This is a genomic window from Rhodoferax sp., assembly GCF_018780565.1.
In the GTDB taxonomy this organism is placed as follows: domain Bacteria; phylum Pseudomonadota; class Gammaproteobacteria; order Burkholderiales; family Burkholderiaceae_C; genus Rhodoferax.
In genome coordinates, this window is record NZ_JADMJN010000003.1 from 485,995 (window position 1) to 508,712 (window position 22,718).

Here is a 22,718-nt window from a genome sequence, read left to right on the forward strand (position 1 = left end):
AAATTCTCGATATCGATGGGACGGGCAGGATTCAGCGCACGCCCGATTTCTGGCAGTAGTCGCTGTAGAGCGTGGCAACCAGTTCATCAGCCCGTTCATTGATCAGGGTGAGCGCCATGCCGGCAGTGTCACTGCCCGCATAGCTGGCGTTTTCGGCGCTGGCCTGGGAAATCATCCGGCCGTTGGCTCCCGTCAGGGTGAAGTTCATGCTGACGTTGACCTGGTTCACGTTCACGGCCAGGTTGCGGCTGGTCTGGCTGGTGATCAGTCCGCGCAGGATGTACTGCGCCGCCAAACGCCGCGATGCACTGATGGCTGCGTCGGGGTCGTTCTTGAAATACGCGTCGATTTCGGCCTGGGCCACCTGCTGTCGGATCTGCGCCTGGGTGAAGGTTTTTAAACCCAGTGCCTGCAAGCGGGCATTGATGGCCTCGACATGGGGATTGAATGCCGACTGGCTGGCCTGGGTTGCACCATTGCGGTTCTCGCCAATCAGAACCATGATCTTTTGGTTTTTGATCTTGTTGCGGCAAGGTGTCTGCAGCATCGCGTTGACTCTGGCCTGCCGCTCGTCCTCCTGAACCCTGTCAGTGGAGTCTTCCGTGGAAAACCTAAAATCCGCAGCCTGTGCGCTACTCGCCAAAGCAGCGCAGGCCATCAAGACTGGCCAGAGGCATCGCAGCATCATGACGTGTGAACCAAGTAGCGCATAAGCATATCTCTCGTTGTCAGATGGTTCCTGTTGGGGCGGGACCTGTCAAATTATAGGGACGGTGCGTCTCGCCGGGTGGGATTTCGCAACTATGATGGCAGCAACTTTTGTTACTCACAGGGTGATCGATATGGACTTGGGCATCGCAGGAAAATGGGCTTTGGTGTGTGGGGCCAGCAAGGGCCTGGGTTTTGGCTGTGCCCAGGCACTGGCGCGTGAAGGCGTCAACGTGCTGATCGTGGCCCGTGGTGCCGAGGTTTTGCAGGCTTCTGCTGCAAAATTGATAGCTGGAAGTGAAGGAAAAACGGGGGCTGAGGTTCAGTTTGTTGCCGCAGATATCACCACGCCGGCGGGGCGCGAGGCGGTCTTCAAGGTGCGCCGCGACTTTGACATTGTGGTGACCAATGCGGGCGGCCCGCCACCGGGCGACTTCCACGACTGGGATCGGGACACCTGGATCAAGGCGGTGGACGCCAACATGCTGACACCGATCGAACTCATCAAGGCCACGGTGGATGGCATGGCGGAACGAGGTTTTGGCCGCATCATCAACATCACCTCCAGCGCGGTCAAGGCGCCGATTGATGTGCTGGGCCTCTCCAATGGCGCGCGCAGCGGACTCACAGGTTTTGTGGCCGGAGCGTCCCGCGGCAAGCTGGCGTCTCGGGGCGTCACCATCAACAATCTTTTGCCCGGTGCCTTTGACACCGATCGCCTCAAGGGTGTCATGCAGGGTGCGGCGCAGAAGACCGGACAGGCCGTGGAGGTGGTCATGGATGCACGTCGCAAGAGCATTCCGGCGCAGCGCTTTGGCAAGCTGGAAGAGTTCGGTGCCATCTGCGCCTTCCTGTGCAGCCAGCACGCGGGCTACATCAATGGCCAGAATGTACTGGCAGACGGTGGCGCCTACCCCGGCACTTTTTAAGCAATTCAAATCCCCGATTCAGATAAACCAGATGGAGAAAAAAATGGCCAGATCATCTTTGCAGCAAGTAGCCGGCATGTTGGGTGCGGTTCGCAACACATTGCTGGTTGGTGCATTGCTTTTGGGCGGCGTAGCGCAGGCGCAAACCGGCGCCGTCAAGTTGATGGTCGGGTTTCCGGCCGGAGGCGGCACCGATGCCATCGCCCGCATCCTGGCCGACAAGTTGAAAGACCAGCTGGGCACCCCGGTCATCGTGGAAAACCGCGCCGGTGCCGGGGGCCAGATTGCGGCCCAGGCACTCAAGGCCGCGCCCGCTGACGGCATGACCTTCTTCCTGTCGCATGACCATACCGTGTCGATCCTGCCGCTGGTGGTGAAGAATCCGGGCTTTGACCCGGCCCATGACTTTGTGGCGGTGGCCGGCTTTGCGACTTTTGTCAATGCGCTGGCCGTGTCAGGCGGTACACCTGCCAAAAGCATGAATGAGTACCTGACCTGGGTACGAAGCCAGGGTGCCGGCAAGGGCACGGTGGGGGTACCTGCACCGGCTTCGGTGCCGGAGTTTCTGGTGAAGGTCATTGGCCAGAAATACGCACTTGATTTGCAGGCCGCGCCTTATCGGGGCAGCGCACCCATGATGGGTGACATGCTGGGCAACCAGATCGGTGCGGGCGTGGGTTCCGTGCCCGATTTCATCGAGAACCACAAGGCGGGCAAGATTCGCGTGGTGGCAGTGCTGGGTGGCGCACGTCAGGCCATCCTGCCCGATGTACCGACTTTTGCCGAGTTGGGGCTGGCAGGTTTCGAAGATCTTCCGTACTACGGCATCTTTGCACCTGCTGGTACACCCAAGGCAGTTATCGACCGCTTTTCCGATGCTGTGGCTAAAGTGATCGCCATGCCGGATGTGCGCGAGCGCCTGACCACCATGGGCCTGACGGTGGGCTACTCCTCAGGGCCGCAGCTTGCTGCTCGTGAGCGCGCCTATGCCCAAACCTGGGCGCGCATCATCAAGGCCAGCGGCTTCCAGGCGCAATAAAGGCGCAGCGGTCTGGCGCCTGGACGCCGCGCCGCTGGCTTGAAAATTTTCCAAGGGCTGAGGCACTCCGGGGTTTCTCTGGCGGTCGGTGTGCGCCTGTAGCAAAAGGCTGTAAGAATATTCATTGCAGGTCGACCCATACGGCTATCACCGCAGTTTCCAGAAAGAACCCATGCACGCTACGTTCCCATTGCTCGCCAAAACCGATTTTCCGCGGCTTCGTCGAAAGCAACTGGAAACCTTGCAAGTGAACCTGGGCTACAAGTGCAATCAAACCTGCCTGCATTGCCATGTCAACGCGGGTCCCAATCGCACTGAAATGATGGATGGCGAAACGATGGATATGGTGCTTGCCGTATTGGCGCGCCGAAAGGTCAAGACGCTGGACCTCACGGGCGGCGCGCCGGAACTCAACGCGCACTTTCGTCGCTTGGTGGTGGCTGCGCGCAAACTCGGTGTGCGAGTCATCGACCGCTGCAATCTCACCATTTTGTCCGAGCCAGGCCAGGAGGATACGGCGGAGTTTCTGGCAAGCAATAGTGTGGAAGTGGTGGCCTCCATGCCCTGCTATTCGGTTGAGCGGGTCGATCGCCAGCGCGGGGAGGGTACTTTTGACAAGAGTATTGCCGGTCTGCAAAAACTCAACGCTCTGGGCTATGCCCGACCGGGGGCCGGGCTTGTTTTGAATCTGGTCTACAACCCGCAAGGCCCGCAATTGCCGCCTGAGCAAACCGCGCTGGAGGCGGACTACAAGCGCGAACTCGACAAGCACTTTGGCGTTGCATTTGACCAGTTGTTTGCCTTGGCCAACATGCCCATTCAACGCTTTGGCAGCACGCTGATTTCCAAGGGCCAGTTTCAGCCCTACCTGCAGTTGCTGAAGGACTCGTTTCGCCAAGACAACCTGGAGTCCGTGATGTGCACGTCCCTGGTCAGCGTGGACTGGCAGGGCTATCTTTTCGATTGTGATTTCAACCAGATGCTGGTCATGCCCTTGCAACTGGCTGAAGCAGCACGACCCCATTTGCGCGACTTGCTTTTGCATGATCCGGCCAATGGCCGCATTCGCGTTGCGGACCATTGTTACGGTTGCACCGCCGGGCAGGGCAGCAGTTGTGGTGGCGCCCTGAAGGCTGCGTGATGCACCGGCTTTCGGTGGTCGTGCCGGTGTTGAACGAGGCGCACGGCATCGTGGTCAGCCTGCAGGCGCTGGCACCCTTGCGCAGCCAGGATGTGGAAATCATCGTGGTGGACGGCGGCAGCGTGGACGCTACGGTGGCCCTGTGCGCAGGCTGGTGTGACCTCGTGGTGCAGGCCGAGCGTGGACGGGCGTGCCAGATGAATGCCGGTGCGCTCAGGGCCAGTGGGCGCATCCTGCTTTTTCTGCACGCTGATACCCGTTTGCCGTCGCAAGCACTTGTCTCAGTTGAGGAGGCTCTCGCCAGCAAGGCCCGGCGTTGGGGTCGGTTTGATGTGGCCATTTCTGGTCGTCACCGCATGCTGCGTGTGGTGGCCTGGATGATGAACGCGCGTTCGCGCCTGAGTGGCATTGCAACCGGTGACCAGGCGCTGTTTGTGTTGCGTGACGAGTTCCATCGTGTGGGTGGATTCCCGGATCAAGCCCTGATGGAGGACATTGAACTTTCTCGCCGCCTGCGCACGGCAAGTCGACCGGTGGCATTGAAACCGCAGGTCATCACGTCCGGACGCCGCTGGGAGAAGCATGGGGTCTGGCGCACCATCTTCCTGATGTGGCGCCTGCGTTTTCTTTACTGGCTTGGCGCGTCGCCCGAGCGGCTTGCGCATCGTTATCCATGAGTCCGTCCTGCGCCGTCATTGTGTTCGCCAAAGCGCCTGTAGCCGGCTTTGCCAAGACCCGTCTGGTGCCGGCGCTGGGCACCGAAGGTGCCGCGCGCATGGCTGAGCGGCTGCTGGCGCATGCCCTTGAGCAGGCTTGCGCGGCTGCCATCGGACCGGTGGAGTTGTGCTGTTGGCCTGATGCCTCGCACCCGGCTTTCCTGGCCTTGTCGCAGCTGCATGGTGTGGCACTGTGCTGCCAGGGTGAGGGGGATCTGGGTGAAAAAATGGCACGTGCACTGGACCGTGCCTTGCAGACCCACCGCAGTGCTATTTTGATTGGGACGGACGCGCCCGGTGTGGATGCCGGCTATTTGCAGGACGCCGCCCGGGCGCTGCAACACAAGGATGCCGTGTTCGGACCGGCCTTGGATGGCGGCTACACACTGGTCGGTCTGCGTTCACCTCAGCCCACGCTTTTTGATGCGATGGCCTGGAGCACGGCGACCGTGATGAGCGAGACCCGCGTGCGTCTGGCGCGCTTGGGCATGACACACGCAGAGCTTTGCGCGCTGCCTGACATTGACGAGCCCGTAGACTTGGTTCACCTCAACCCTGAGTGGCTTGCCTGAACTTCTTGATTCTCCAGTACGACGAAACAACGAAAGAAATACCTGATGGCATCGCTTGCTAAATTCCTGATGACGGCCTTGATTGCGTTCGCGTTGAACCCGCTTCATGCACAGTCTGCCGCCAGCCCCCTGAAGCTGGGTGTTGGCTTGTTTCAGCCGGACAAGGACAAGAACGACGCCACCTACAAACCGCTGGCCACCTACCTGGCGGCCAGGCTCGGGCGTGCCGTGGAATTGCGTACGGTCGACACCTGGGAAGGCCTGGCGAAGTCGCTGGCCAATGGTGAGACCGATCTGGCACTGATGGGGCCCTGGGGCTATGTGCTGGCCAATCACGAGGCCGGTGCGCAGGTGGTGTCCACCATTCTGTACGACGGCAAGCCGGAGTATTTCGCCATCATGGTGACTCACCCCGATTCCGGCATTCGTTCGCCAGCTGATTTGAAAGGCCGAACTTTCGCGTTTGGTGACAAGGGCTCGACCTCGGGCTATCTGATTCCCTGGCACTACTTCATGACGCAAGGCATCAACCCGGATACTTATTTCAGCAAGGTCCTGTACACCAGGCACCAGGCGATTGAGACCCAGGTTGCGGCGGGTCAGCTTGATGCCGGCGCGGACTACAACCGCAATCGCACGGCCATGATCGAACAAGGCTTGCTGAAGGCTGAACGCTCCAAAATCATCTGGCAATCCGCACCCTTGCCCAATGACGCCTTTGCGGTTAGCAAAACCTTGTTCCAGAACAAGGCCCTGGTGGCTCAGTTGCAGGTGGCGCTCGACTCGGTGGGCGCTGCCCTGGCCACGCAACCCAATCTGCTGCCCGTCCATTACACCGGCTTCCTGAGCAAGGACAACGGCTTTTACAAGCCCATTCGTGACGCCGGACTGGCCACTGGAAAATTGCAGCTCAAGCCATAGTCTTTTTGATTCTGGGCACCGTGAATTCCATGCGCATTACTGGCCGTTTTCGCTTCCTGGCACTGGTACTTGCCTACTGCGCGCTGGTGGCGGCGTGTCTGAGCACGCTGTCGGCGCAGGGCGACTTGTCCCTGGGGCGCAACCCGTGGCCGAATCTCGTGAAGTCCATGGGAGAGTTTTCCCGGCCCAGTTTTGTGGATGTCTGGCTGGGCAGTCCACGCTTGGAGTACCGCAGTGACGATGGCACCCTGCTGCGGGTCGAGGATCGGCGTGCGGTCGAAAAAGATTTCGTCAGCGCCCTGGCGCAGGCCACCTGGACGACAGTCCGTATTGCCACGCTGGGCTCCTTGCTGGGCGCCATTCTGGCCTTGCCCTTGAGTCTGCTGGTTGCTCGCAATTTGGGAGCGCCACGCGCCCTTGCTATAGGGGCAGGAGCTGTATTGAATGTCACGCGGGCCATCCATTCCCTGGTCTTTGGCCTGGTTCTGGTGGGCATCGTGGGGCTGGGTCCCACGGCGGGCATCCTGGCCATTGCCCTGCATTCCATGGGGACCTACGGCAAGCTCTTTGCCGAATCGATCGAGACGCTGGACATGCAGGCGGTGGAGGCGGTTCGCGCGGTAGGCGCCAGTCCGGTGCAGGTTTTTTTCAACGCGGTCTGGCCTGCAGTCTTGCCACAATTTGTCTCCAGCCACCTCTACATCTGGGAGTTCAATATCCGCGACTCCACCATCCTGGGCCTCATCGGTGCGGGTGGTCTGGGCCTGTTGATCTCCGAAGCCACCTCGCTGTTCCAGTGGGGGCGTTTGGCCACCATTTTGCTGGTTGTGATCGGGCTGGTGGTGGTGTTTGATGCCCTGAGCCGGCGTATCCGGCAGGCCCTGCTATGACCTCGCCATGAACAAGTCAGCCTTGATTCAAATACACAATTTGATTTGCCAAGCCGGTGGCAAAACCATGCTCGACATGGCGCACTGGTCTGTGACGGCGGGTGAACGGATCGCCATCGTCGGGCACAACGGCGCTGGCAAGTCCACCTTGCTGCGTTGTCTGGGCGGCTTTGTTCACCCCAGCCGTGGTGATGCCGTGGTGCTGGGCCGCCAGTTGGGTCCGCACACCCCGCCCAAGGCGTTGCGGCAATTGCGTGTTGAAGTAGGGCAGGTGATGCAGGGTCTGCACCTGGTACAGCGTGTCTCCGCGCTGGACAACGTGTTGATGGGTGTGCTGGGTCGGCGCTCCGGCTGGCGCACCTGGGTGCGCATGCATGCGGCCGCGGATGTGGCTGCGGCCGAGGCTGCACTCAGTGATGTGGGCCTGTTGTCCAAGGCGGATGAACGCGTTGACCGTCTGTCCGGTGGCGAGAAGCAGAAGGTTGCGATTGCCCGCATGCTGATGCAGCGCCCAAAGCTCATCCTGGCCGATGAGCCCACCGCCAGCTTGGACCCCCTGGCAGCATCCGAGGTGTGCAGCCTGCTGGCGCGGGCAGCCGCGGGCGCTACCTTGATCACCGTGGTGCATAACCCGAGCTTGTTGCCCATCCTGGCGGACCGGGTCCTGGGTTTGAAACAGGGTCGTATTGCCTTTGACTTGCCCCTGGCGCAAGTGGATGACCGGCAACTGGCCAGCCTGTACCGACCCGACACGTCTGCTACCGAAGTGCCCTGGTTGGGTCCCCTTTTTGTTGAATCGCCGGAGGCTCAGTCATGAACAGTGACACCAGCCACGCTGCCGGTCGCAGTTGCCCGCTGCATTACCGCTACCCAGCCAGTGCCTTGGCGGTGCCGGCCGAGCACGCGTGTGAGGTTTTGTACGTGGTGGGCGGCCTGTACGGCAATGAGCCGGCCCTGGCCAAGGTGCTGGATCTGTTTAACCGCGAGACCGGTTCGAAACGCCTGGTTTTCAACGGTGACTTCAACTGGTTTGATGTGAATGAGGCCTCGTTTCAGCGCATCAACCAGACCGTGCTCTCATTCCCTGCCACGCGCGGCAATGTGGAAACCGAGATGGGCGAGGATGCCTCCGAAGGCGGCTGCGGTTGCGCCTATCCGGACTGGGTTGGGGATGAGGTGGTGCACCACTCCAACGCCATCATGCAGCGCTTGCGCCAGACTGCGCAGCGCTTTCCTGGTTTGGTGACCGCGCTCACCAAACTGCCGATGCATATGCGCGTCAACGTTGGGGGGCGCAGGGTGGGCATCGTGCATGGCGACGCCGAGTCCCTGTCCGGCTGGGGCTTTGCCCAGGAACGCCTGCGTGATCCGGGGCAGGTGGCCCAGCTTCAAAGTTGGTTTGAACGGGCGCAGGTGGATGTGTTCGCATCCAGCCACACCTGTTTGCCGATCTTCTGCACCTTGCAGTACGGCGAGTCTGAATTCGCGCCAGCGATTCTGAACAACGGGGCGGCGGGCATGCCCAATTTTTCGGCCACAGACTATGGCTTGATCACCCGCATCGCCACGCGGCCGTTTGAAGGGCGCGAGCGGGTCTTTGGCATCGTACGCAAAGGCTTGTTCATGGATGGCATCGCCGTGCAGTTTGATACGGCGCAGTGGCATCGCGATTTCCTCGCGCAATGGCCGCAAGGGAGTGCTGCCCATGCGTCCTACTGGCAGCGCATCATGCAGGGCCCGGCCTACCTGCCAGGCCAGGTGCTCGTCAGCTCCAACGTCTAGCCGCATTTAAACCACTTCAATTCACAGGAACAAAATCACATGCTCGCCATCATCGGAGGCACCGGAATCTACGATCTTCCCGGCATGGTGCTGGAGGAAAGCCTGTCGGGGTCAACCCCCTTTGGTGACCCCTCGGGCGCTGTCATACGGGGCCGGCTGGGCGACCAGCCCATACTGTTTCTGGCACGGCATGGTGCGGGGCACCGGCTGTTGCCGCATGAGGTGAACTACCGCGCCAACATCTTTGCACTCAAGTCAGCTGGCGCCACGCAACTGCTGGGCATCTCTGCCGTTGGCAGCCTGGCCCTGCGCATTGCCCCGGGTGACCTGGCCATGCCGAGCCAGTATTTCGACTGGACCAAAGGCGGGCGTGAGCGCACCTTCTTTGGCAATGGTGTAGCCGCGCACGTGTCCACCGCCACCCCGGTCAGCAAGAACATGGTGGACTGGGTCGCGGCGCAGGCCGCCTTGTTGGGCATTCCCCTGCATCGGGATGTGACCTATGCCTGTGTTGAAGGCCCGCGACTGGGAACACGGGCCGAGAGTCTGTTCTTGCAGCAGGTGGGCTGCGATGTGGTGGGCATGACCAACGTGCCCGAGGTTTTCCTGGCCCGGGAGGCGCAGATCTGCTATGCCACCATCGGCATTGCCACCGACTACGACTGCTGGCTGGAAGACCCCAGCCAGCACGTGCAGGTCAGCGCCATCTTCGAGTTGTACAACAAGAGTCTCGTCAAGGTCCGGGCTCTGCTGGATGCACTGGTGCGTGACCCACTGCCGCAGGAAGAGCCAGAGATTCGCACCAACCTGCTGCACAGCCTGCTGACGCCTGACACCGCCCTGACCGCGGCCCAGCGCGAGTGGCTTTCGGTGTTGCGGCGCTAAGCCTTGCTGATTCATGGCAATATGGCGTTGCATTCAAATTACAGGAGACCCGACATGACGCAAATTTCTTCCCGCGCGATTCGCATCGACCAGAACGGCGGCCCGGAGCAACTCAAACTGGTGAATGTCACCGTGGGCGACCCAGGCCCCGGCGAAATCCGCATTCGCCACCATGCGGTCGGCCTGAACTTTATCGATGTGTACCAGCGCAGTGGCCTGTACACCCTGCCCATGCCCCTGCAACTGGGCATGGAAGCCGCGGGTGTGGTGGAGGCCGTGGGTGAGGGCGTGACGCACCTCAAGGTAGGCGACCGTGCCGCCTATGCCAGCCAGCCACCGGGCAGCTACTGCGAGCTGCGGGTCATGCCGGCCAAGTGCGTGTGCAAGCTGCCCGATGCCATCTCGTTTGAGACCGGTGCGGCCATGATGCTCAAGGGCCTGACTGCGCAATACCTGCTCAAGCGCACCTTGCCCCAAGGCGGCTTGCAGGCGGGTGACTTTGTGTTGTTCCACGCAGCGGCCGGTGGCGTGGGTCTGATTGCCTGCCAGTGGGCGCGAGCGATGGGTCTGCAACTGATCGGCACCGCCGGGTCGGATGCCAAATGCGCGCTCGCCAAAGAGCATGGTGCGGCATTTGTCATCAATTATTCCAGTGAAGACTTTTTGGCCCGTGTGAAAGAAATCACCGGTGGTAAAGGCGTGAAGGTGGTTTATGACTCGGTGGGCAAAGACACCTGGGACAAGTCACTGGACTGCCTGGCCCCCTTTGGCCTGATGGCCAGTTTCGGCAACGCCTCCGGTCCGGTCGCGCCGTTTGCGCCCGGCATTCTGGGCCCCAAAGGCTCGATCTACGTCACGCGTCAGACCCTGTTCACCCACATCTCAACGCGTGAAAGTACCCAGGTGATGGCCGACGATCTCTTCGAGGCGGTCACCAGCGGCAAGGTGAAGATCCGCATTGACCAGCGCTACAAGCTGGAAGACGTGCAGCAGGCGCACCGTGACCTGGAAGCGCGCAAGACGACTGGGTGCACAATTTTGACGCTGTAGACAGCTTGAGGTCTGTTGATGTAAATAGTTGTTTCAATATTTACATTAATCCCTTAGTATTCTGCAAAGGGCAAACCCGACCGAAAGGCGGGGGCGCAAAGTTACCGGTCTAAAGGCGCATGCCCATGACAGCGGGATCGCCAGGCGGCAAGTCTGCTCCAAAAGCTTATTTCAAGCACAGAACTTGCCACTGCATCCATCGACCCCCGGTTCCTTTTCGCGTTGTCCGTTCAATGCAACGAAATTAGGAGTTCGACATGGTCGATGACGAAATCAACTTCACTGACTTCATCGCCTCGTCGATTCACGACATGAAGAATTCCTTGAATATTCAAGTGAGTTCTCTGGAAAAAATAGCCGCCCAATGTGAAGAAGAGGGTCGCACTTCAAGCTTTGAGAGCTTGGGAATGGTCATTTACGAGGCCAACCGCATGAATGCGAACCTCATTCAAATGCTTAGCCTCTACAAGCTTGGGAAATCCATTTATCCGATGGACATCACGGAACAGTCCATAGCCGATGTCATTGAAGAAGCATTGTTGCAGAACAAGTTCATCATGGATTTCAAGGGAATCAGCCTCGCTGTGGACTGCCATGAAAACTGCTATTGGTATGTTGACCGGGACCTGGTTACGGGCATATTGATCAATGCCTTGAACAATGCGTACAACTACACATCCGACAAGATACGTGTTGCAGCCAAAGTCGAAGATGGTTTTTTGGAGCTGCGTGTTGAAGACAACGGTCGGGGCTATCCGCCGAGCATGATGGAAAACGACGGCGTCCTGGCAAATAAGGGTATCAATTTCTCAACCGGAAGTACGGGACTTGGGTTCTATTTTTCATCTCAGGCCGCTGCCAAACACAAAAACGGCACCCGTCGTGGTTCGCTCACCATCGAAAACGGCGGCGCGTATGGCGGTGGCTGTTTTGTGGTGAGACTTCCCTAGTTTTGTGTAATGAAAGACCCAGGTCATGACTGTTCCTCTCAAGCAAGCTCAAATATTGATCATTGATGACTTTCAGGGCATGCGCACGATGCTAAGGGACATCGTCAAAGCGATGGGCGTGACAAAGATTGACACTGCGAATAGTGGCAAGGAGGCGATCAGCCAGTTGCGTACGAACAAGTATGACATTGTGATTTGCGATTACAACTTGGGCCCCGGCCAGAATGGCCAGCAGGTTTTGGAAGAGTCCAAGCTCCTCAAGTACATCGGTGTGTCCACCATATGGGTGATGGTTACCGCAGAGAAAACGGTCGACATGGTTATGGGGGCGGCGGAGGTCAAACCGGACGACTATCTGCTGAAACCAATCAATCAAAGTTTGCTGGAGAGCCGATTGGAGAAGCAGATTGTGCGCAAGCAGTCCCTGCGCGGCATCGAAACCGCCATCAACGCCCAGGATTACCTTGCTGCACTCGCTGAGTGCGACCAGCAGTTGAAGGCGCAGGCTTTGAATCCACAGGAAATTTTGCGCATCAAGAGTGATTTGTTGATGACCCTCGGGGAGCATGACGCAGCCAAGACTCTTTTTGAATCGGTTTTGGCGAGCCGTAGCGTACCTTGGGCCAAAACAGGGCTTGGCAAGATTCATTTTCAAACCGGAGACTATGACAGCGCCAAGGAAATATTCCGCCAGGTTTTGGAGGAGAACAGAATGTACATGGAGGCTTCTGATTGGTTGGCCAAAACCCTCAATTCGCTGGGTGAGGGGGACAAAGCACAGCAAGTACTCATGGACGCTGTGAAGCTCTCTCCCAACTCCTCGGTTCGACAAAGAAGTCTTGGCGAGATAGCCTACAAGAATGGCTCACTGGACGTTGCAAAAGCGGCCTTTGAAAAAACCATCAAAATCAGCGAGTTTTCGCCACATAAAAATCCGGCGGCATATGCCGGACTGGCCAAGGTGTTTTCAGCCCAGGATTCGCCCGATGAAGCATTGAAAGTTTTGCAGCGAAGCAAAAAGGAATTCAAGGGCAATCCTGAGGCGTCCATACAGACCGCCGCCGCCGAAAGCGCGGTTTATAAAAAAATGGGGCAGATGGAAAAGGCCGAAACGGCAATGGCGGATGCCGAGGCACTGATGAGTACCATGTCCAGCCAAATCAGCAATGAAGCATCGATGGCAATGGCAGCGTCCCTGTTTGAGCTGGGACACAAGGAGAAGGCTTTTGGTTTGCTTCGTGACATTGTGAAAAACAACCATGAAAGCGCGGAGATTCTTCGTCAGGTTGAGGCCGTTTTTGAAGGTGCGCAATTGGGCGGGGAAGGACAAGCGGTTCTCAATGAATCCCGACAGGAAGTTATCAATATCAACAACCAGGGCGTCATGCTGGCCAAGAAAGGCGAATTCCAGGAAGGCGTCGCATTACTCCGGGGCGCCGTGAAAGATCTGCCAAACAGTGAAGTGATCATCATGAATCTGTGCGGCTTGCTCATTGGTTTGATGAGCAAGGAGGGTCCGAATGATCTTTTGTTGCGAGAGGCAACAGAACTGCTTGAGTGTGTGCGCCGATTGAATCCGGCCAATAAAAAAAGCCAAATGTACGCGAGTGCTCTGGCCCGATTGGAGAGGGCTAAGTAAGGCTTGATGGTGGATGGACCTGTCGCAGCCGTGCCGTGTCGCCTGCAGCAGGATGAAGCGAGTCCAGCACGGAATCACGCAGGCGGTTCGGCGTTAGCGCGCCAGCCGAGTCCAGGATCGGATAGGCGATGGAGCAGATGTGGGAGTTGATGCGCTTGAGGTCGCTGATCAAGTCCAGATGCAGTGAGCTGGTCTCAATGCTTTGGAGCGTGTTGACGGCCAGCCGCTCCAGGTGGGTGGCAGCATATTCGTGCTCCAGGTCGCGAAAGCGCGATTTCTCTTCCAGCAATTTGCGGGCATCGCGCACATTGCCGTTGAGGAATACGCTCATGCCCAGGCGCAGGTTGTTGACCAGGCGGCTGTGCAGTTCGGTGATCTCCGTCATGCCGGCCTCGGAGAACTCACGCCCTGGATTGATCTTTTTGTCTTCAATGTCCATCAGGATGCGCTCGATGATGTCCCCGATTTGCTCCATGTTGATGGTGAAACTGATGATGTCGGTCCAGCGGCGCCCCTCGTCTTCGCTCAGGGCTTCGCGTGAAATTTTGGTCAGGTAGTACTTGATGGCCGAGTACAGCGCGTCCACGGTGTCGTCCATCTTCTGCAGCTCCTGGGCCAGCTTGCGGTCATTGTTTTTGATGACGCCCAGTACACCCAGCAGCATGGTTTCGACTACATCGGCCTGGTGCATGGCCTCGCGCACGGCGCAGGTGATGGCCAGTGATGGTGTGGCCAGTGCGGTGGGGTCCAGATGCCGCTGGCGGCCCGCCATGGTGCTTGGGTCCAGCCGGGGCAGCCATTTTTCGACCCAATGGCCGATGAACTCGGTGAACCCGATAAACAGGCAAGTCACCATCAGGTTGAAGCTCAGGTGCATCAACACCACCAGGGTTGCTGGCTCGTTCATCCAGGGTTTGATGGCCTGAAGCCAGAGGCCCACCACCGGTGCTGCAATGGCGATGCCGATGATCTTGAAAACCAGATTGCCCAGGGGGACCTGGCGGGTCTCCACATTGGCATTGAGCGTGGTCAGCACCGCCAGCAGGCCGCTGCCCAGGTTGGCACCCAACACCAGGCCCAGGGCCACGTCAATGGGCACGACGCCTGAGCTTGCCAGGGTGGCTGTCAGCAGCACGATGGCAAGGCTTGAATAGCAGAGAACAGCCAGCACGCAACCGACCGTGATCTCCAGCAGCAGGTCGCTGCTCAGCGATGCGAGGAGGGCCTTGACGGCCGGGGCCTGGGTCAATACGTTGGCTGATGTGGTCACCAGTCGCAGGGCCAGCAACATCAGCCCCAAGCCGATCAAAATGCGGCCCACGCGCCCCATCGTGGTGGACTGACGCGCCAGAAAAAGCACCACGCCGATCAAAATGAAAAGAGGCGAGAGCCAGGAGAGATCGCGTGAAAACAGAACCGCCATCAGGCTGGTGCCCACATCGGCGCCCAGCATGACCGCCAGGGCCGAGGGCAGGGACATGAGCCCCTGGCCGACAAACGAGGACACGATGAGGGCGGTAGCCGTGCTGGATTGCACCAGCGCCGTGACGCCAATGCCCGAAACCACAGCGTTGAAGCGGTTGCTGACACTTTTGGCCAGCAGGTTGCGCAAATTGGCACCAAAGACCCGAAGAATGCCGGTGCGCACCAAGTGCGTACCCCAGACCAAAAGGGCAATGGCGGCGAGCAGGTTAAGCAAGTGTGTCAACAGTTCCCCTGCGTTGAAGGCGGGCCTAGCGCGTGCGCCGCACGCGCAGCAACTCGTCCAGTATCAGACAGATGGCCCCAATCGTAATCGCACTGTCCGCAATATTGAAGGCTGGAAAGTGCCAGTTACGCCAGTGAAAGTCCAGAAAATCCACCACGTAACCGTACAGTACGCGGTCAATCACATTGCCAATGGCACCACTCAAAATACACGCCAGCGCAAATGAAAACAGTTTTTGCCCCGCGTGCGATTTCAGCATCCACAGGATCAGGACGGCCGCAACCACGCCAATGACGGTGAAGAACCAGCGTTGCCAACCCGAAGCACCGGCCAGAAACGAGAATGCTGCGCCGCTGTTGTGCACCCGAACCACGTTGAAGAAGCTGGTGACATAGGTGCTGTCGCCCAAGTGGTAGTAACCAACGATCAAGACCTTGGTGAACTGGTCGGCGATCAAAAGGATGAAAGCCAGGCCCAGCCATTGCAGCATGCCCCCAGCCCCGGACGATGAGCCGCGCGCCATCAGGCAAACTTCCGTGTTTCGCCAGCACCGAACAGGTTGCTGGTGCAGCGGCCGCAGATGCCGGGATGGCTTGCGTCATGGCCGACATCGTCGCGGTAGTGCCAGCAGCGCTCGCATTTGGTGGATTCTGAGGTGCTGGCCCTTATAGTGATTTCATCACCAGCTATTAAATCAATAGCGGATGTGATGAATACAAATTTCAGGTCATCCCCCAGACTGGCCAGCAGGCTGTGGTCTTGTGCCGTTACGGTGAGTGCAATGTTGGCTTGCAGGGACGAGCCCACCTTGCCGTCGGCACGCAGAGCCTCGATTTCCTTGTTCACCACATCGCGAATCTCACGGATGCGTGTCCACTTGGCTAGCAGCGCATCGTCCGCTGCGTCCATGGAGGTATAGGTGTCCAGGAAAATGGATTCCTTGGTTGCGGTCGGCGTTTTACCCGCAGCGCCCAGCACCGCCCATGCCTCCTCAGCCGTGAAGCTCAGGAACGGCGCCATCAGACGCAGCATGGCTTGCGTGATCTGCCAAAGAGCAGTCTGGGCACTGCGCCGCGCCAGCGATTTCGGCGCCGTGGTGTAGAGCCGGTCCTTCAGGATGTCGAGGTAGAACGAGCCCAGGTCTTCCGAGCAGTAGATCTGCAGCTTGGCCACCACCGGGTGGAACTCATAGACCTCGTAGTGCGCCAGGATGTCAGCTTGCAGTTGCGCCGCGCGGCTCAGGGCATAGCGGTCGATTTCCAGCATCTGGTCCAGCGGCACAGCGTCCACTGCGGGGTCAAAGTCATTGACGTTGGCCAGCAGGAATTTCAGCGTGTTACGGATGCGGCGGTAGGTGTCGACCACGCGCGCCAGGATTTTGTCGTCTCCGGCAATGTCGCCGGAGTAGTCGCTGGCGGCGACCCACAGGCGGATGATTTCGGCGCCGAGCTTCTTGGATGTCTCCTGCGGGTCCACGCCGTTGCCGGCGCTCTTGCTCATCTTGTGCCCTTTGCTGTCGACCGTGAAGCCGTGGGTCAGGATGCCTTTGTAGGGCGCGCGGCCGTAAATGGCGCAGGCCGTCAGCAGCGACGAGTGGAACCAGCCGCGGTGCTGGTCGTGGCCTTCCAGGTACAGGTCGGCCTCCGGGCCGCTGGCGTGGCCGCTGCCGGCGTGCGAGCCCTTGAGCACAGTGGTGTGCGTGGTGCCGGAGTCAAACCAGACTTCCAGAATGTCGCTGCTCTTGGTGTAGTGCTCTGCATCTTGCTCACCCAGGATGGACTCGGTCGTGGCCTTGCTCCAGGCCTCGATACCGCCTTGCTGGACCATGTCGGCGGCGATGTCCAGAATCTCCATCGTGCGGGGATGCAATTCACCGCTGTTCTTGTGCAGGAAGAAGGGCAGGGGAACCCCCCAGCTGCGCTGGCGGCTGATGCACCAGTCGGGTCGTCCGGCGATCATGTCGCGCAGACGGGCTTTGCCGTTCTCGGGGTAGAAAGAAGTTTCCTCGATCGCATCCAGCGCCAGTTGGCGCAGGGATTTGGGTGCCTTGTCTTTGGTGAAGACACCCACGCCGTCGTCCATGCGGATGAACCACTGGGCGGCCGCGCGGTAGATCACCGGCGTCTTGTGGCGCCAGCAGTGCGGGTAGCTGTGAACGATGTCCGTGGTGCAATACAGGCGACCGGCGTCGCGCAGCGTGTCGATGATGACCGGGCAGGCTTTCCAGATGTGTTGCCCGCCGAACAGCGGCAATTCGGGTTCGTAGGCGCCATTGCCCTGCACCGGGTTGAGGATGTCGTCGTACTTCATGCCGTGCGCAACGCACGAGTTAAAGTCTTCTACGCCGTAAGCGGGCGCGGAGTGCACGATACCGGTGCCGTCGTCAGCGGTGGCGTAGTCGGCCAGATAGATCGGGCTCAGGCGGTCATAGCCCGCATCCACATGGGCCAAGGGGTGCCTGAAGTTGAGGCCGCCCAGGTTCTTGCCCTGGGTGGTGGCGACCACGGTGCCAGTAAGCTTGTAGCGCCCCAGGCATTTCTCAACCAGGCTCTCGGCCAACACCAGCAGACCGCGCTCGGTATCGACCAGTGCGTAGACGAGTTCCGGGTTCAGGTTGAGTGCCTGGTTGGCGGGGATGGTCCAGGCGGTGGTGGTCCAGATGACTGCGAAGGCATCTTTGGCCAGTGCATTCAAGCCGAAGGCCGTGGCCAGCTTGGCGGGTTCGGCACACAGAAAGGCCACATCCAGCGTTTGCGACTTTTTGTCTGCGTATTCGATCTCGAACTCGGCCAGCGAGGAGCCGCAGTCAAAGCACCAGTAAACGGGCTTGAGGCCGCGGTAGACAAAGCCGCGCTCCACCACGCGCTTGAAGGCACGGATTTCGTCGGCTTCGTTGCTGTAATCCATGGTGCGATAGGGGTGGTCCCAGTCACCCAGCACGCCCAGGCGTTTGAAATCGGTGCGCTGCAGGTCAATCTGCTCGGTGGCATAGGCGCGGCTTTTGGCCTGCATTTCATCGCGTGGCAGTTTTCGGCCAAACTTCTTCTCGATGGCGTTTTCGATCGGCAGGCCATGGCAGTCCCAGCCGGGGATGTAAGCCGCGTCCATGCCTTTGAGCTGGCGCGATTTGACGATCATGTCCTTCAGGATCTTGTTGACCGCGTGGCCCATGTGGATCTGGCCGTTGGCATACGGGGGGCCATCGTGCAGCACGAATTTGGGTGCACCTTGGCGCGCATCCCGCAGTCTTTGGTAAAGGCCTTTGTCTTCCCATTCCTTGACCCAGGCCGGTTCGCGCTTGGGCAGGTCGCCGCGCATGGGAAACGGCGTGTCCGGCAGGTTGAGCGTGCTGCGGTAGTCGGTCTTGGCGCTGTCGGGAGGTGTAGTGGATTCGTTCATGATGCTGGTGAAACTGGTTCGCCGCAATGCGGCGTAGGGTGTACTAGGGAAAAGCCAGAAGGTGCAGCGCGTCGCCCCAGGCTGCCTTGGTGGTGGGGGCCGGCGAAAAGTATCCGAGGGCCCAAACCCAAAGGGTGGGCGGGCGAAACTTTTCGCCGTCTAAATTCGGTCGCGCGTCATTTGGCGATGCGTCTGGGCGTGCAGGGAAGCCAAATAGGCACGTGCGTCATCGCAGTCTTTGGCAATACCCGCTTTGAGGGCATCCAGACCGTCGTATTTGAGCTCGCCGTGCAGTTTGTGTAGCAGTTCCACGCGGATGATTTTACCGTATGCCCCCTCTGTGCCCAGACTGGATGGCCAATCCAGGCAATGGGTTTCCAGCAGCACACGCCCGCCGTTCACATCGTTGGGGTCCAGAGAGGGGCGAACGCCCAGGTTGGCCACGCCTGCCAATGGTGTATCGCTCAGGCCATGCACCAGCACCACGAAGATACCGCCCGCTGCGGGTTTCCAGTGGGCAAAGCGCAGGTTCAGGGTTCTGAAACCAAGTTCGCGCCCCAGCTTGCGGCCATGCACCACGTGCCCGGAGATGCGGTACGGCCGCCCCAGCAGGCGGGCCGTGTCGTCCATGTGACCCTGGCCCAGGGCATCGCGCACGGCCGAACTGGACACCCGCAGGCCGTGCACTTCGTAGCTGTTCATGCGCGCCACATCAAAGCCTTGTGCAACACCCGCGGCGTCGAGCATGGCGTAATCGCCCGCACGCTTGGCGCCAAAGCGGAAATCATCGCCCACCAGCACATATTGGGCCCCCAGTCCCTTGACCAGAACTTCGTCGATGAAGTCTTCTGGTGACAGCGACGCCAGCCGGGCGTCAAAAGGCAAAACCACGGTCTGGTCAACGCCGCATTGCGCCAGATCAGTCAGTTTGTCACGCAGGGTGCCGATGCGTGCCGGCGCCAGTTCGGGCTTGTGGGTGACGGCGGCAAAATAGTCACGCGGATGTGGCTCAAACGTCATGACGCAGCTGTGGATGCCACGCTGCTGGGCCTCACCGCGCAAAAGCGCCAGCATGGCCTGGTGGCCCCGGTGCACGCCATCAAAATTGCCAATGGTCAAGGCACAAGCCTGTGCCACACCAGGGTGGTTGAAACCGCGAAAAACTCTCATTGAATTGTTATCTTTTTGATAGCAGGCCGCGCTGATGATGAAAGCGCATGACGCCAGATTGTCACAAAAACAGGGTATATTGTGGCTTAGCAGCGCTGCAATGGGATTTTGCTCCGCTGCCAGAGACAATTGCATTTCGTGTCAGTGGTTCATTTATCTGTACCAGGAGGCGTGTTTTGAAGGTCTTGAAGCTGTCAGCCCAGGGTTTGCCGCAGTCGTGGATTTCGCTTGAACAGGCGGTGATTCATTACGCCGCCGAAGAGGTGCGCTGGGAGATGGGCGCCAAGGTCGCTGTGTTCCATGGCGGCCACAATGCAATCACCGGTGAGCAATCCATCATCACCGTCAACAGCATCATCGGTACCCGGGGTGTCCCCAACATCAATCCCTTCAACCTCAAGCCCGGCCTGACCAACAGCAAACTGTTTGCCCGTGACCGCAATATTTGTGCTTACTGTGGCGATCATTTCCACGAGGAAGATCTGACGCGCGAACACATCATTCCGTTCGCGCAAAACGGTGTTGATGTCTGGATGAATGTGGTTACCGCCTGCCGGCCCTGCAACCATCGCAAAAGCCACCGCACACCTGAGCAGGCCCACATGCCTTTGCTGTACGCGCCGTATGTGCCCAGCCTGTGGGAAGACTTTATTCTGCGCAACCGCCGCATCCTGGCCGACCAGATGGAATTTTTGATGGCCCATGTGCCCAAGTCTTCTCGATTGATCGTTTGATTTTTTGATCTGCGCCAACGCGTTTGCGTCGGAACTACATTTGTTACAAGTTGTTACGGTCGATTCCTGATAAGGTAGACCTTGTCGGGGCGTGGCCATTCGCAACGTTGCCTGACTCGAGTGTCGCTGGCACTACACTTTCAGATTATCCAAAGACGGCAGGCAATACAGGGATGTCCATTCGTTCTCCAATGTCCTCTGAATCCGCTGATCGTGATTTGCGGGTTCAGGCGCGTCGCCACGTTCGCAGCCTGATTGGCAAGACCCTGGCCTATTTTGCGGAACGCGAAGACGCCAATCTGAAACTGGTACGCGAACATCTGCTGGATCTGATTGATGCCCGGCCACCTCAAGCCAGGGCGCAGAACATGCGCAATGCATGCATCCTGCTGGACAAGCAGGCCGGGGTCTTTAATCGCGCGTTTCAGGCCGCGCTGCAAACTTCACTGGACGAGGAAATTCGTGTGGCATTGCCCGAGGCGGCAGGGCCTGAGTTTCGCAAGTACACACCCGCGGACCCGCTTGATGGCATGTCCCTGTCCTTGATTGATGTGGGTGAGGTTGAACGAATCCTGTTGCTTGATAGAGTCGCGCAGCGTTTTACAGCCCACTACGAAACGAGCACCAGCCCGCTGACCCAGCGCCTGGGTGTTTTGCTGGGGCAGGATGCGCCGGTTCTGTCCAGCAATCCGTTTCGGCCCGAAGTATTTGTCCGTGCGTTTTTGCTGGCTTGGGAAAAGAGCGAGCTGGATGAGCAGGCCACTGAGGATTTGATGCTGGCGTTTGAGCCGGCGCACAGTATTGACCTGGCACCTTTGTACGCAGACCTGAATGCGACGCTGGTGCATGCGGGGATTGAGGCCAAGTCGGCCCATCGCATCAAAAAATCCGAAGGTTCGGGATCCTCCTCCTTCTCGCCTTTGGGGCCGAGTTCGGCTGCCGCGCCTCTGTCCGGTGGTGATACGGGGGCTGGCAATGCCTCGAATTTCGGCAGTCTGGAGTCCTCTGGTCCCCGCTCGGCGTGGAGCGGCTTGGCTCCTGCCGGACGCAGCATTGCGGCACATGCGCGCCAGTTCCTGCAGAAGCTGGGCTTTAGCTCGCAGCCCGCCCAGAATGACGCCGATGACGGCACCCGTCCCACCTATGCGGCCGCCGATCCCGAGTTCATGGGCTACCTGGGCGACTTGCAGGCGGGTGCAGGGGCTTCGTCTTCGTACCAGATTCTGGAAGGTCAGAACCCGGAGGATCACAACATCCTGCGGCAGATGCGCGACAGCGAAGAGGTTCGTCGCGCGCCCGAGCTTGACCGGGGCACGGTGGATGCGTTGGCTGAAGTCTTTGATTTTGTTTTTGCCGACCAGACCATTCCGGTGCAAATGAAGTTTGTGATTGGGCGCTTGCAGATCCCGGTTCTGAAAGCGGCCATGATCGACCGTGATTTTTTTCTTTCTGACACCCATCCGGCGCGCCGGCTGGTGGATACGCTGGCCTCGGCCTCCGTGGCCTGGGCACCCGAAAAGGGTGAGAACGATCCCCTGTATGTTCGTATTGAAAACACGGTGAAGCGCGTGTTGACCGAATTCGAGGATGACCTTGAGCTGTTCAGTGAATTGCTGCTGGAGTTCACGGAGTTCCTGTTTGAGACTGAGCAGCAGGCGCAGGGGCGTATTGAACCGGCGGCAGACCAGGAGCGTGTGGGTGAGGCCTTTGAACAAGCAAAGGCCCATGCCGATGAGGTGGTGCATGCCCGCATCAAGGCCTTGCCTTCCGAGTTGCCACTGGTGCCATTTCTGGTGCCTTTCCTGACGACCCAATGGCGTGAGGTCATGGCCCGTGCATGGGAGAATGCAGACGAAGGTCCCGCGCGCTGGGAAAGTGCATTGACCACCATGGACCAGCTGATCTGGTCAACCCAACCCAAAACCAACGCGGACGACCGGCGCAAGCTGGTGGCGCTGCTGCCCGATCTGGTGCGCAGTTTGAATGCCGGTCTGGATGCGATTGAGTGGACGGGCGAAGACCGTGCCACCTTCACCCGTCGACTGATTGCCACCCACATGATGGCCATCCGCATGACACAGCCGGCCCCGGTGGACACGGCGGCGGCAGTGCTGGAAGAAAGTGCGGGCAAGAATGCACTTAAAGAACTGGATCAGCGCCTGGCGGGTCAGCTGTCGGGCGCGGCAGGCGATGAGTTCGATGAGATGGCCCAGGGTTTCACGCGTGGGCTGTGGTTTGATTTCAAAGTCAATGACACCACGCATCACCGCTGCCGTTTGAGCTGGGTGAGCCCCATGCGGACGCGCTTGTTGTTCACCAATCGAGACGGGTTTGACGCCTTTGTGCGTTCCGAAAGGGAAGTCGCTGCCTTGCTGCGGCGCGGTCGGCTGAGCGTGATAGATCAGCAGCCTATTGTGTCGCGGGCACTGGACCGGATCATGTCCGACGCGGAGTACAAACAGGCGGCCTAGGCGGTTGGTGTTCC

General features: G+C 59.3%; 20 protein-coding genes and 1 riboswitch. Of the genes, 15 read left to right on the plus strand and 5 right to left on the minus strand.

The window, feature by feature from the left end; genetic code table 11:
- Positions 1 to 31 precede the first annotated feature (31 nt).
- Positions 32 to 688, minus strand: coding sequence for a hypothetical protein (locus IV109_RS06225; protein WP_296693818.1), 657 nt, complete (start codon positions 686 to 688; stop codon positions 32 to 34).
- 154 nt (positions 689 to 842) lie between these two features.
- Between IV109_RS06225 and IV109_RS06230 the strand changes: the two genes are divergently transcribed.
- From IV109_RS06230 to IV109_RS06290, 13 genes are all read left to right on the plus strand, one after another.
- Positions 843 to 1,637, plus strand: a complete 795-nt coding sequence (locus tag IV109_RS06230; protein ID WP_296693821.1) for an SDR family oxidoreductase — start codon at positions 843 to 845, stop codon at positions 1,635 to 1,637.
- Positions 1,638 to 1,713: 76 nt separating this feature from the next.
- Positions 1,714 to 2,676: a Bug family tripartite tricarboxylate transporter substrate binding protein gene (locus IV109_RS06235; RefSeq protein ID WP_296694296.1), complete on the plus strand. Its 963-nt coding sequence runs from the start codon at positions 1,714 to 1,716 to the stop codon at positions 2,674 to 2,676.
- A 172-nt stretch (positions 2,677 to 2,848) separates the two neighbouring features.
- On the plus strand, positions 2,849 to 3,817 hold the full coding sequence (arsS, locus tag IV109_RS06240) for an arsenosugar biosynthesis radical SAM (seleno)protein ArsS (protein WP_296693824.1): 969 nt from the start codon (positions 2,849 to 2,851) through the stop codon (positions 3,815 to 3,817).
- The gene (locus tag IV109_RS06245; RefSeq protein WP_296693826.1) at positions 3,817 to 4,494 is read left to right on the plus strand and encodes a TIGR04283 family arsenosugar biosynthesis glycosyltransferase; all 678 of its coding nucleotides are present in this window, start codon (positions 3,817 to 3,819) and stop codon (positions 4,492 to 4,494) included. Before arsS ends, IV109_RS06245 begins: the two co-directional genes overlap by 1 nt.
- A complete protein-coding gene (locus IV109_RS06250) occupies positions 4,491 to 5,105 on the plus strand; it encodes a TIGR04282 family arsenosugar biosynthesis glycosyltransferase (RefSeq protein WP_296693828.1) in 615 nt (204 codons plus the stop codon). Before IV109_RS06245 ends, IV109_RS06250 begins: the two co-directional genes overlap by 4 nt.
- A 45-nt stretch (positions 5,106 to 5,150) precedes the next feature.
- Positions 5,151 to 6,026 (plus strand): phosphate/phosphite/phosphonate ABC transporter substrate-binding protein, encoded by an 876-nt coding sequence (locus IV109_RS06255; protein ID WP_296693831.1) that lies wholly within the window; start codon positions 5,151 to 5,153, stop codon positions 6,024 to 6,026.
- A 29-nt stretch (positions 6,027 to 6,055) separates the two neighbouring features.
- Positions 6,056 to 6,916 (plus strand): phosphonate ABC transporter, permease protein PhnE, encoded by an 861-nt coding sequence (gene phnE / locus IV109_RS06260; protein WP_296694297.1) that lies wholly within the window; start codon positions 6,056 to 6,058, stop codon positions 6,914 to 6,916.
- A 7-nt stretch (positions 6,917 to 6,923) separates the two neighbouring features.
- Entirely contained in the window at positions 6,924 to 7,733 is an 810-nt protein-coding gene (locus IV109_RS06265; protein WP_296693833.1) for an ATP-binding cassette domain-containing protein, read from the plus strand.
- Positions 7,730 to 8,698 carry a hypothetical protein gene (locus IV109_RS06270; protein ID WP_296693837.1) on the plus strand — a complete coding sequence of 323 codons (969 nt, stop codon included), beginning with the start codon at positions 7,730 to 7,732 and terminating at the stop codon, positions 8,696 to 8,698. The genes IV109_RS06265 and IV109_RS06270 overlap by 4 nt, the downstream gene beginning before the upstream one ends.
- 39 nt (positions 8,699 to 8,737) lie before the next feature.
- The gene (locus IV109_RS06275) at positions 8,738 to 9,583 is read left to right on the plus strand and encodes an MTAP family purine nucleoside phosphorylase (RefSeq protein ID WP_296693841.1); all 846 of its coding nucleotides are present in this window, start codon (positions 8,738 to 8,740) and stop codon (positions 9,581 to 9,583) included.
- 54 nt (positions 9,584 to 9,637) lie between these two features.
- Positions 9,638 to 10,633 carry a quinone oxidoreductase gene (locus tag IV109_RS06280; RefSeq protein WP_296693844.1) on the plus strand — a complete coding sequence of 332 codons (996 nt, stop codon included), beginning with the start codon at positions 9,638 to 9,640 and terminating at the stop codon, positions 10,631 to 10,633.
- A 59-nt stretch (positions 10,634 to 10,692) separates the two neighbouring features.
- Positions 10,693 to 10,778: riboswitch (cyclic di-GMP riboswitch) on the plus strand.
- Positions 10,779 to 10,890: 112 nt separating this feature from the next.
- Entirely contained in the window at positions 10,891 to 11,583 is a 693-nt protein-coding gene (locus IV109_RS06285; RefSeq protein WP_296693850.1) for a HAMP domain-containing sensor histidine kinase, read from the plus strand.
- Between the two features lie 25 nt (positions 11,584 to 11,608).
- Complete coding sequence (locus IV109_RS06290; RefSeq protein WP_296693853.1) at positions 11,609 to 13,222, plus strand: tetratricopeptide repeat protein; 1,614 nt, start codon at positions 11,609 to 11,611, stop codon at positions 13,220 to 13,222.
- Here the strand turns inward: IV109_RS06290 and IV109_RS06295 are convergent.
- The 4 genes from IV109_RS06295 to IV109_RS06310 form a co-directional block, all read right to left on the minus strand.
- Positions 13,215 to 14,930, minus strand: a complete 1,716-nt coding sequence (locus tag IV109_RS06295) for a Na/Pi cotransporter family protein (RefSeq protein ID WP_296693855.1) — start codon at positions 14,928 to 14,930, stop codon at positions 13,215 to 13,217. The two genes, IV109_RS06290 and IV109_RS06295, sit on opposite strands and share 8 nt — an antisense overlap.
- A gap of 25 nt (positions 14,931 to 14,955) precedes the next feature.
- Positions 14,956 to 15,453, minus strand: a complete 498-nt coding sequence (gene lspA, locus IV109_RS06300; protein WP_296693858.1) for a signal peptidase II — start codon at positions 15,451 to 15,453, stop codon at positions 14,956 to 14,958.
- Positions 15,453 to 18,329 carry an isoleucine--tRNA ligase gene (gene ileS, locus IV109_RS06305; RefSeq protein WP_296693861.1) on the minus strand — a complete coding sequence of 959 codons (2,877 nt, stop codon included), beginning with the start codon at positions 18,327 to 18,329 and terminating at the stop codon, positions 15,453 to 15,455. The genes lspA and ileS overlap by 1 nt, the downstream gene beginning before the upstream one ends.
- A 159-nt stretch (positions 18,330 to 18,488) precedes the next feature.
- Positions 18,489 to 19,499: a bifunctional riboflavin kinase/FAD synthetase gene (locus IV109_RS06310; protein WP_296693863.1), complete on the minus strand. Its 1,011-nt coding sequence runs from the start codon at positions 19,497 to 19,499 to the stop codon at positions 18,489 to 18,491.
- 176 nt (positions 19,500 to 19,675) lie between these two features.
- Between IV109_RS06310 and IV109_RS06315 the strand changes: the two genes are divergently transcribed.
- Positions 19,676 to 20,233: an HNH endonuclease gene (locus IV109_RS06315; protein WP_296693865.1), complete on the plus strand. Its 558-nt coding sequence runs from the start codon at positions 19,676 to 19,678 to the stop codon at positions 20,231 to 20,233.
- Between the two features lie 173 nt (positions 20,234 to 20,406).
- A complete protein-coding gene (locus IV109_RS06320) occupies positions 20,407 to 22,704 on the plus strand; it encodes a DUF1631 domain-containing protein (protein ID WP_296693867.1) in 2,298 nt (765 codons plus the stop codon).
- The last annotated feature ends 14 nt before the right edge of the window (positions 22,705 to 22,718 follow it).

Bases quoted from the DNA above. Each gene is read 5' to 3' on its own strand.
- IV109_RS06255 (WP_296693831.1), top strand. From the start codon at position 5,151: ATGGCATCGCTTGCTAAATTCCTGATGACGGCCTTGATTGCGTTCGCG.
- IV109_RS06265 (WP_296693833.1), top strand. From the start codon at position 6,924: ATGAACAAGTCAGCCTTGATTCAAATACACAATTTGATTTGCCAAGCC.
- IV109_RS06320 (WP_296693867.1), top strand. From the start codon at position 20,407: ATGTCCATTCGTTCTCCAATGTCCTCTGAATCCGCTGATCGTGATTTG.
- IV109_RS06235 (WP_296694296.1), top strand. From the start codon at position 1,714: ATGTTGGGTGCGGTTCGCAACACATTGCTGGTTGGTGCATTGCTTTTG.
- IV109_RS06280 (WP_296693844.1), top strand. From the start codon at position 9,638: ATGACGCAAATTTCTTCCCGCGCGATTCGCATCGACCAGAACGGCGGC.
- IV109_RS06230 (WP_296693821.1), top strand. From the start codon at position 843: ATGGACTTGGGCATCGCAGGAAAATGGGCTTTGGTGTGTGGGGCCAGC.
- ileS (WP_296693861.1), bottom strand. From the start codon at position 18,329: ATGAACGAATCCACTACACCTCCCGACAGCGCCAAGACCGACTACCGC.
- IV109_RS06270 (WP_296693837.1), top strand. From the start codon at position 7,730: ATGAACAGTGACACCAGCCACGCTGCCGGTCGCAGTTGCCCGCTGCAT.
- IV109_RS06310 (WP_296693863.1), bottom strand. From the start codon at position 19,499: ATGAGAGTTTTTCGCGGTTTCAACCACCCTGGTGTGGCACAGGCTTGT.
- IV109_RS06290 (WP_296693853.1), top strand. From the start codon at position 11,609: ATGACTGTTCCTCTCAAGCAAGCTCAAATATTGATCATTGATGACTTT.
- phnE (WP_296694297.1), top strand. From the start codon at position 6,056: ATGCGCATTACTGGCCGTTTTCGCTTCCTGGCACTGGTACTTGCCTAC.
- IV109_RS06250 (WP_296693828.1), top strand. From the start codon at position 4,491: ATGAGTCCGTCCTGCGCCGTCATTGTGTTCGCCAAAGCGCCTGTAGCC.
- IV109_RS06275 (WP_296693841.1), top strand. From the start codon at position 8,738: ATGCTCGCCATCATCGGAGGCACCGGAATCTACGATCTTCCCGGCATG.
- lspA (WP_296693858.1), bottom strand. From the start codon at position 15,453: ATGGCGCGCGGCTCATCGTCCGGGGCTGGGGGCATGCTGCAATGGCTG.
- IV109_RS06285 (WP_296693850.1), top strand. From the start codon at position 10,891: ATGGTCGATGACGAAATCAACTTCACTGACTTCATCGCCTCGTCGATT.
- IV109_RS06245 (WP_296693826.1), top strand. From the start codon at position 3,817: ATGCACCGGCTTTCGGTGGTCGTGCCGGTGTTGAACGAGGCGCACGGC.
- arsS (WP_296693824.1), top strand. From the start codon at position 2,849: ATGCACGCTACGTTCCCATTGCTCGCCAAAACCGATTTTCCGCGGCTT.
- IV109_RS06225 (WP_296693818.1), bottom strand. From the start codon at position 688: ATGATGCTGCGATGCCTCTGGCCAGTCTTGATGGCCTGCGCTGCTTTG.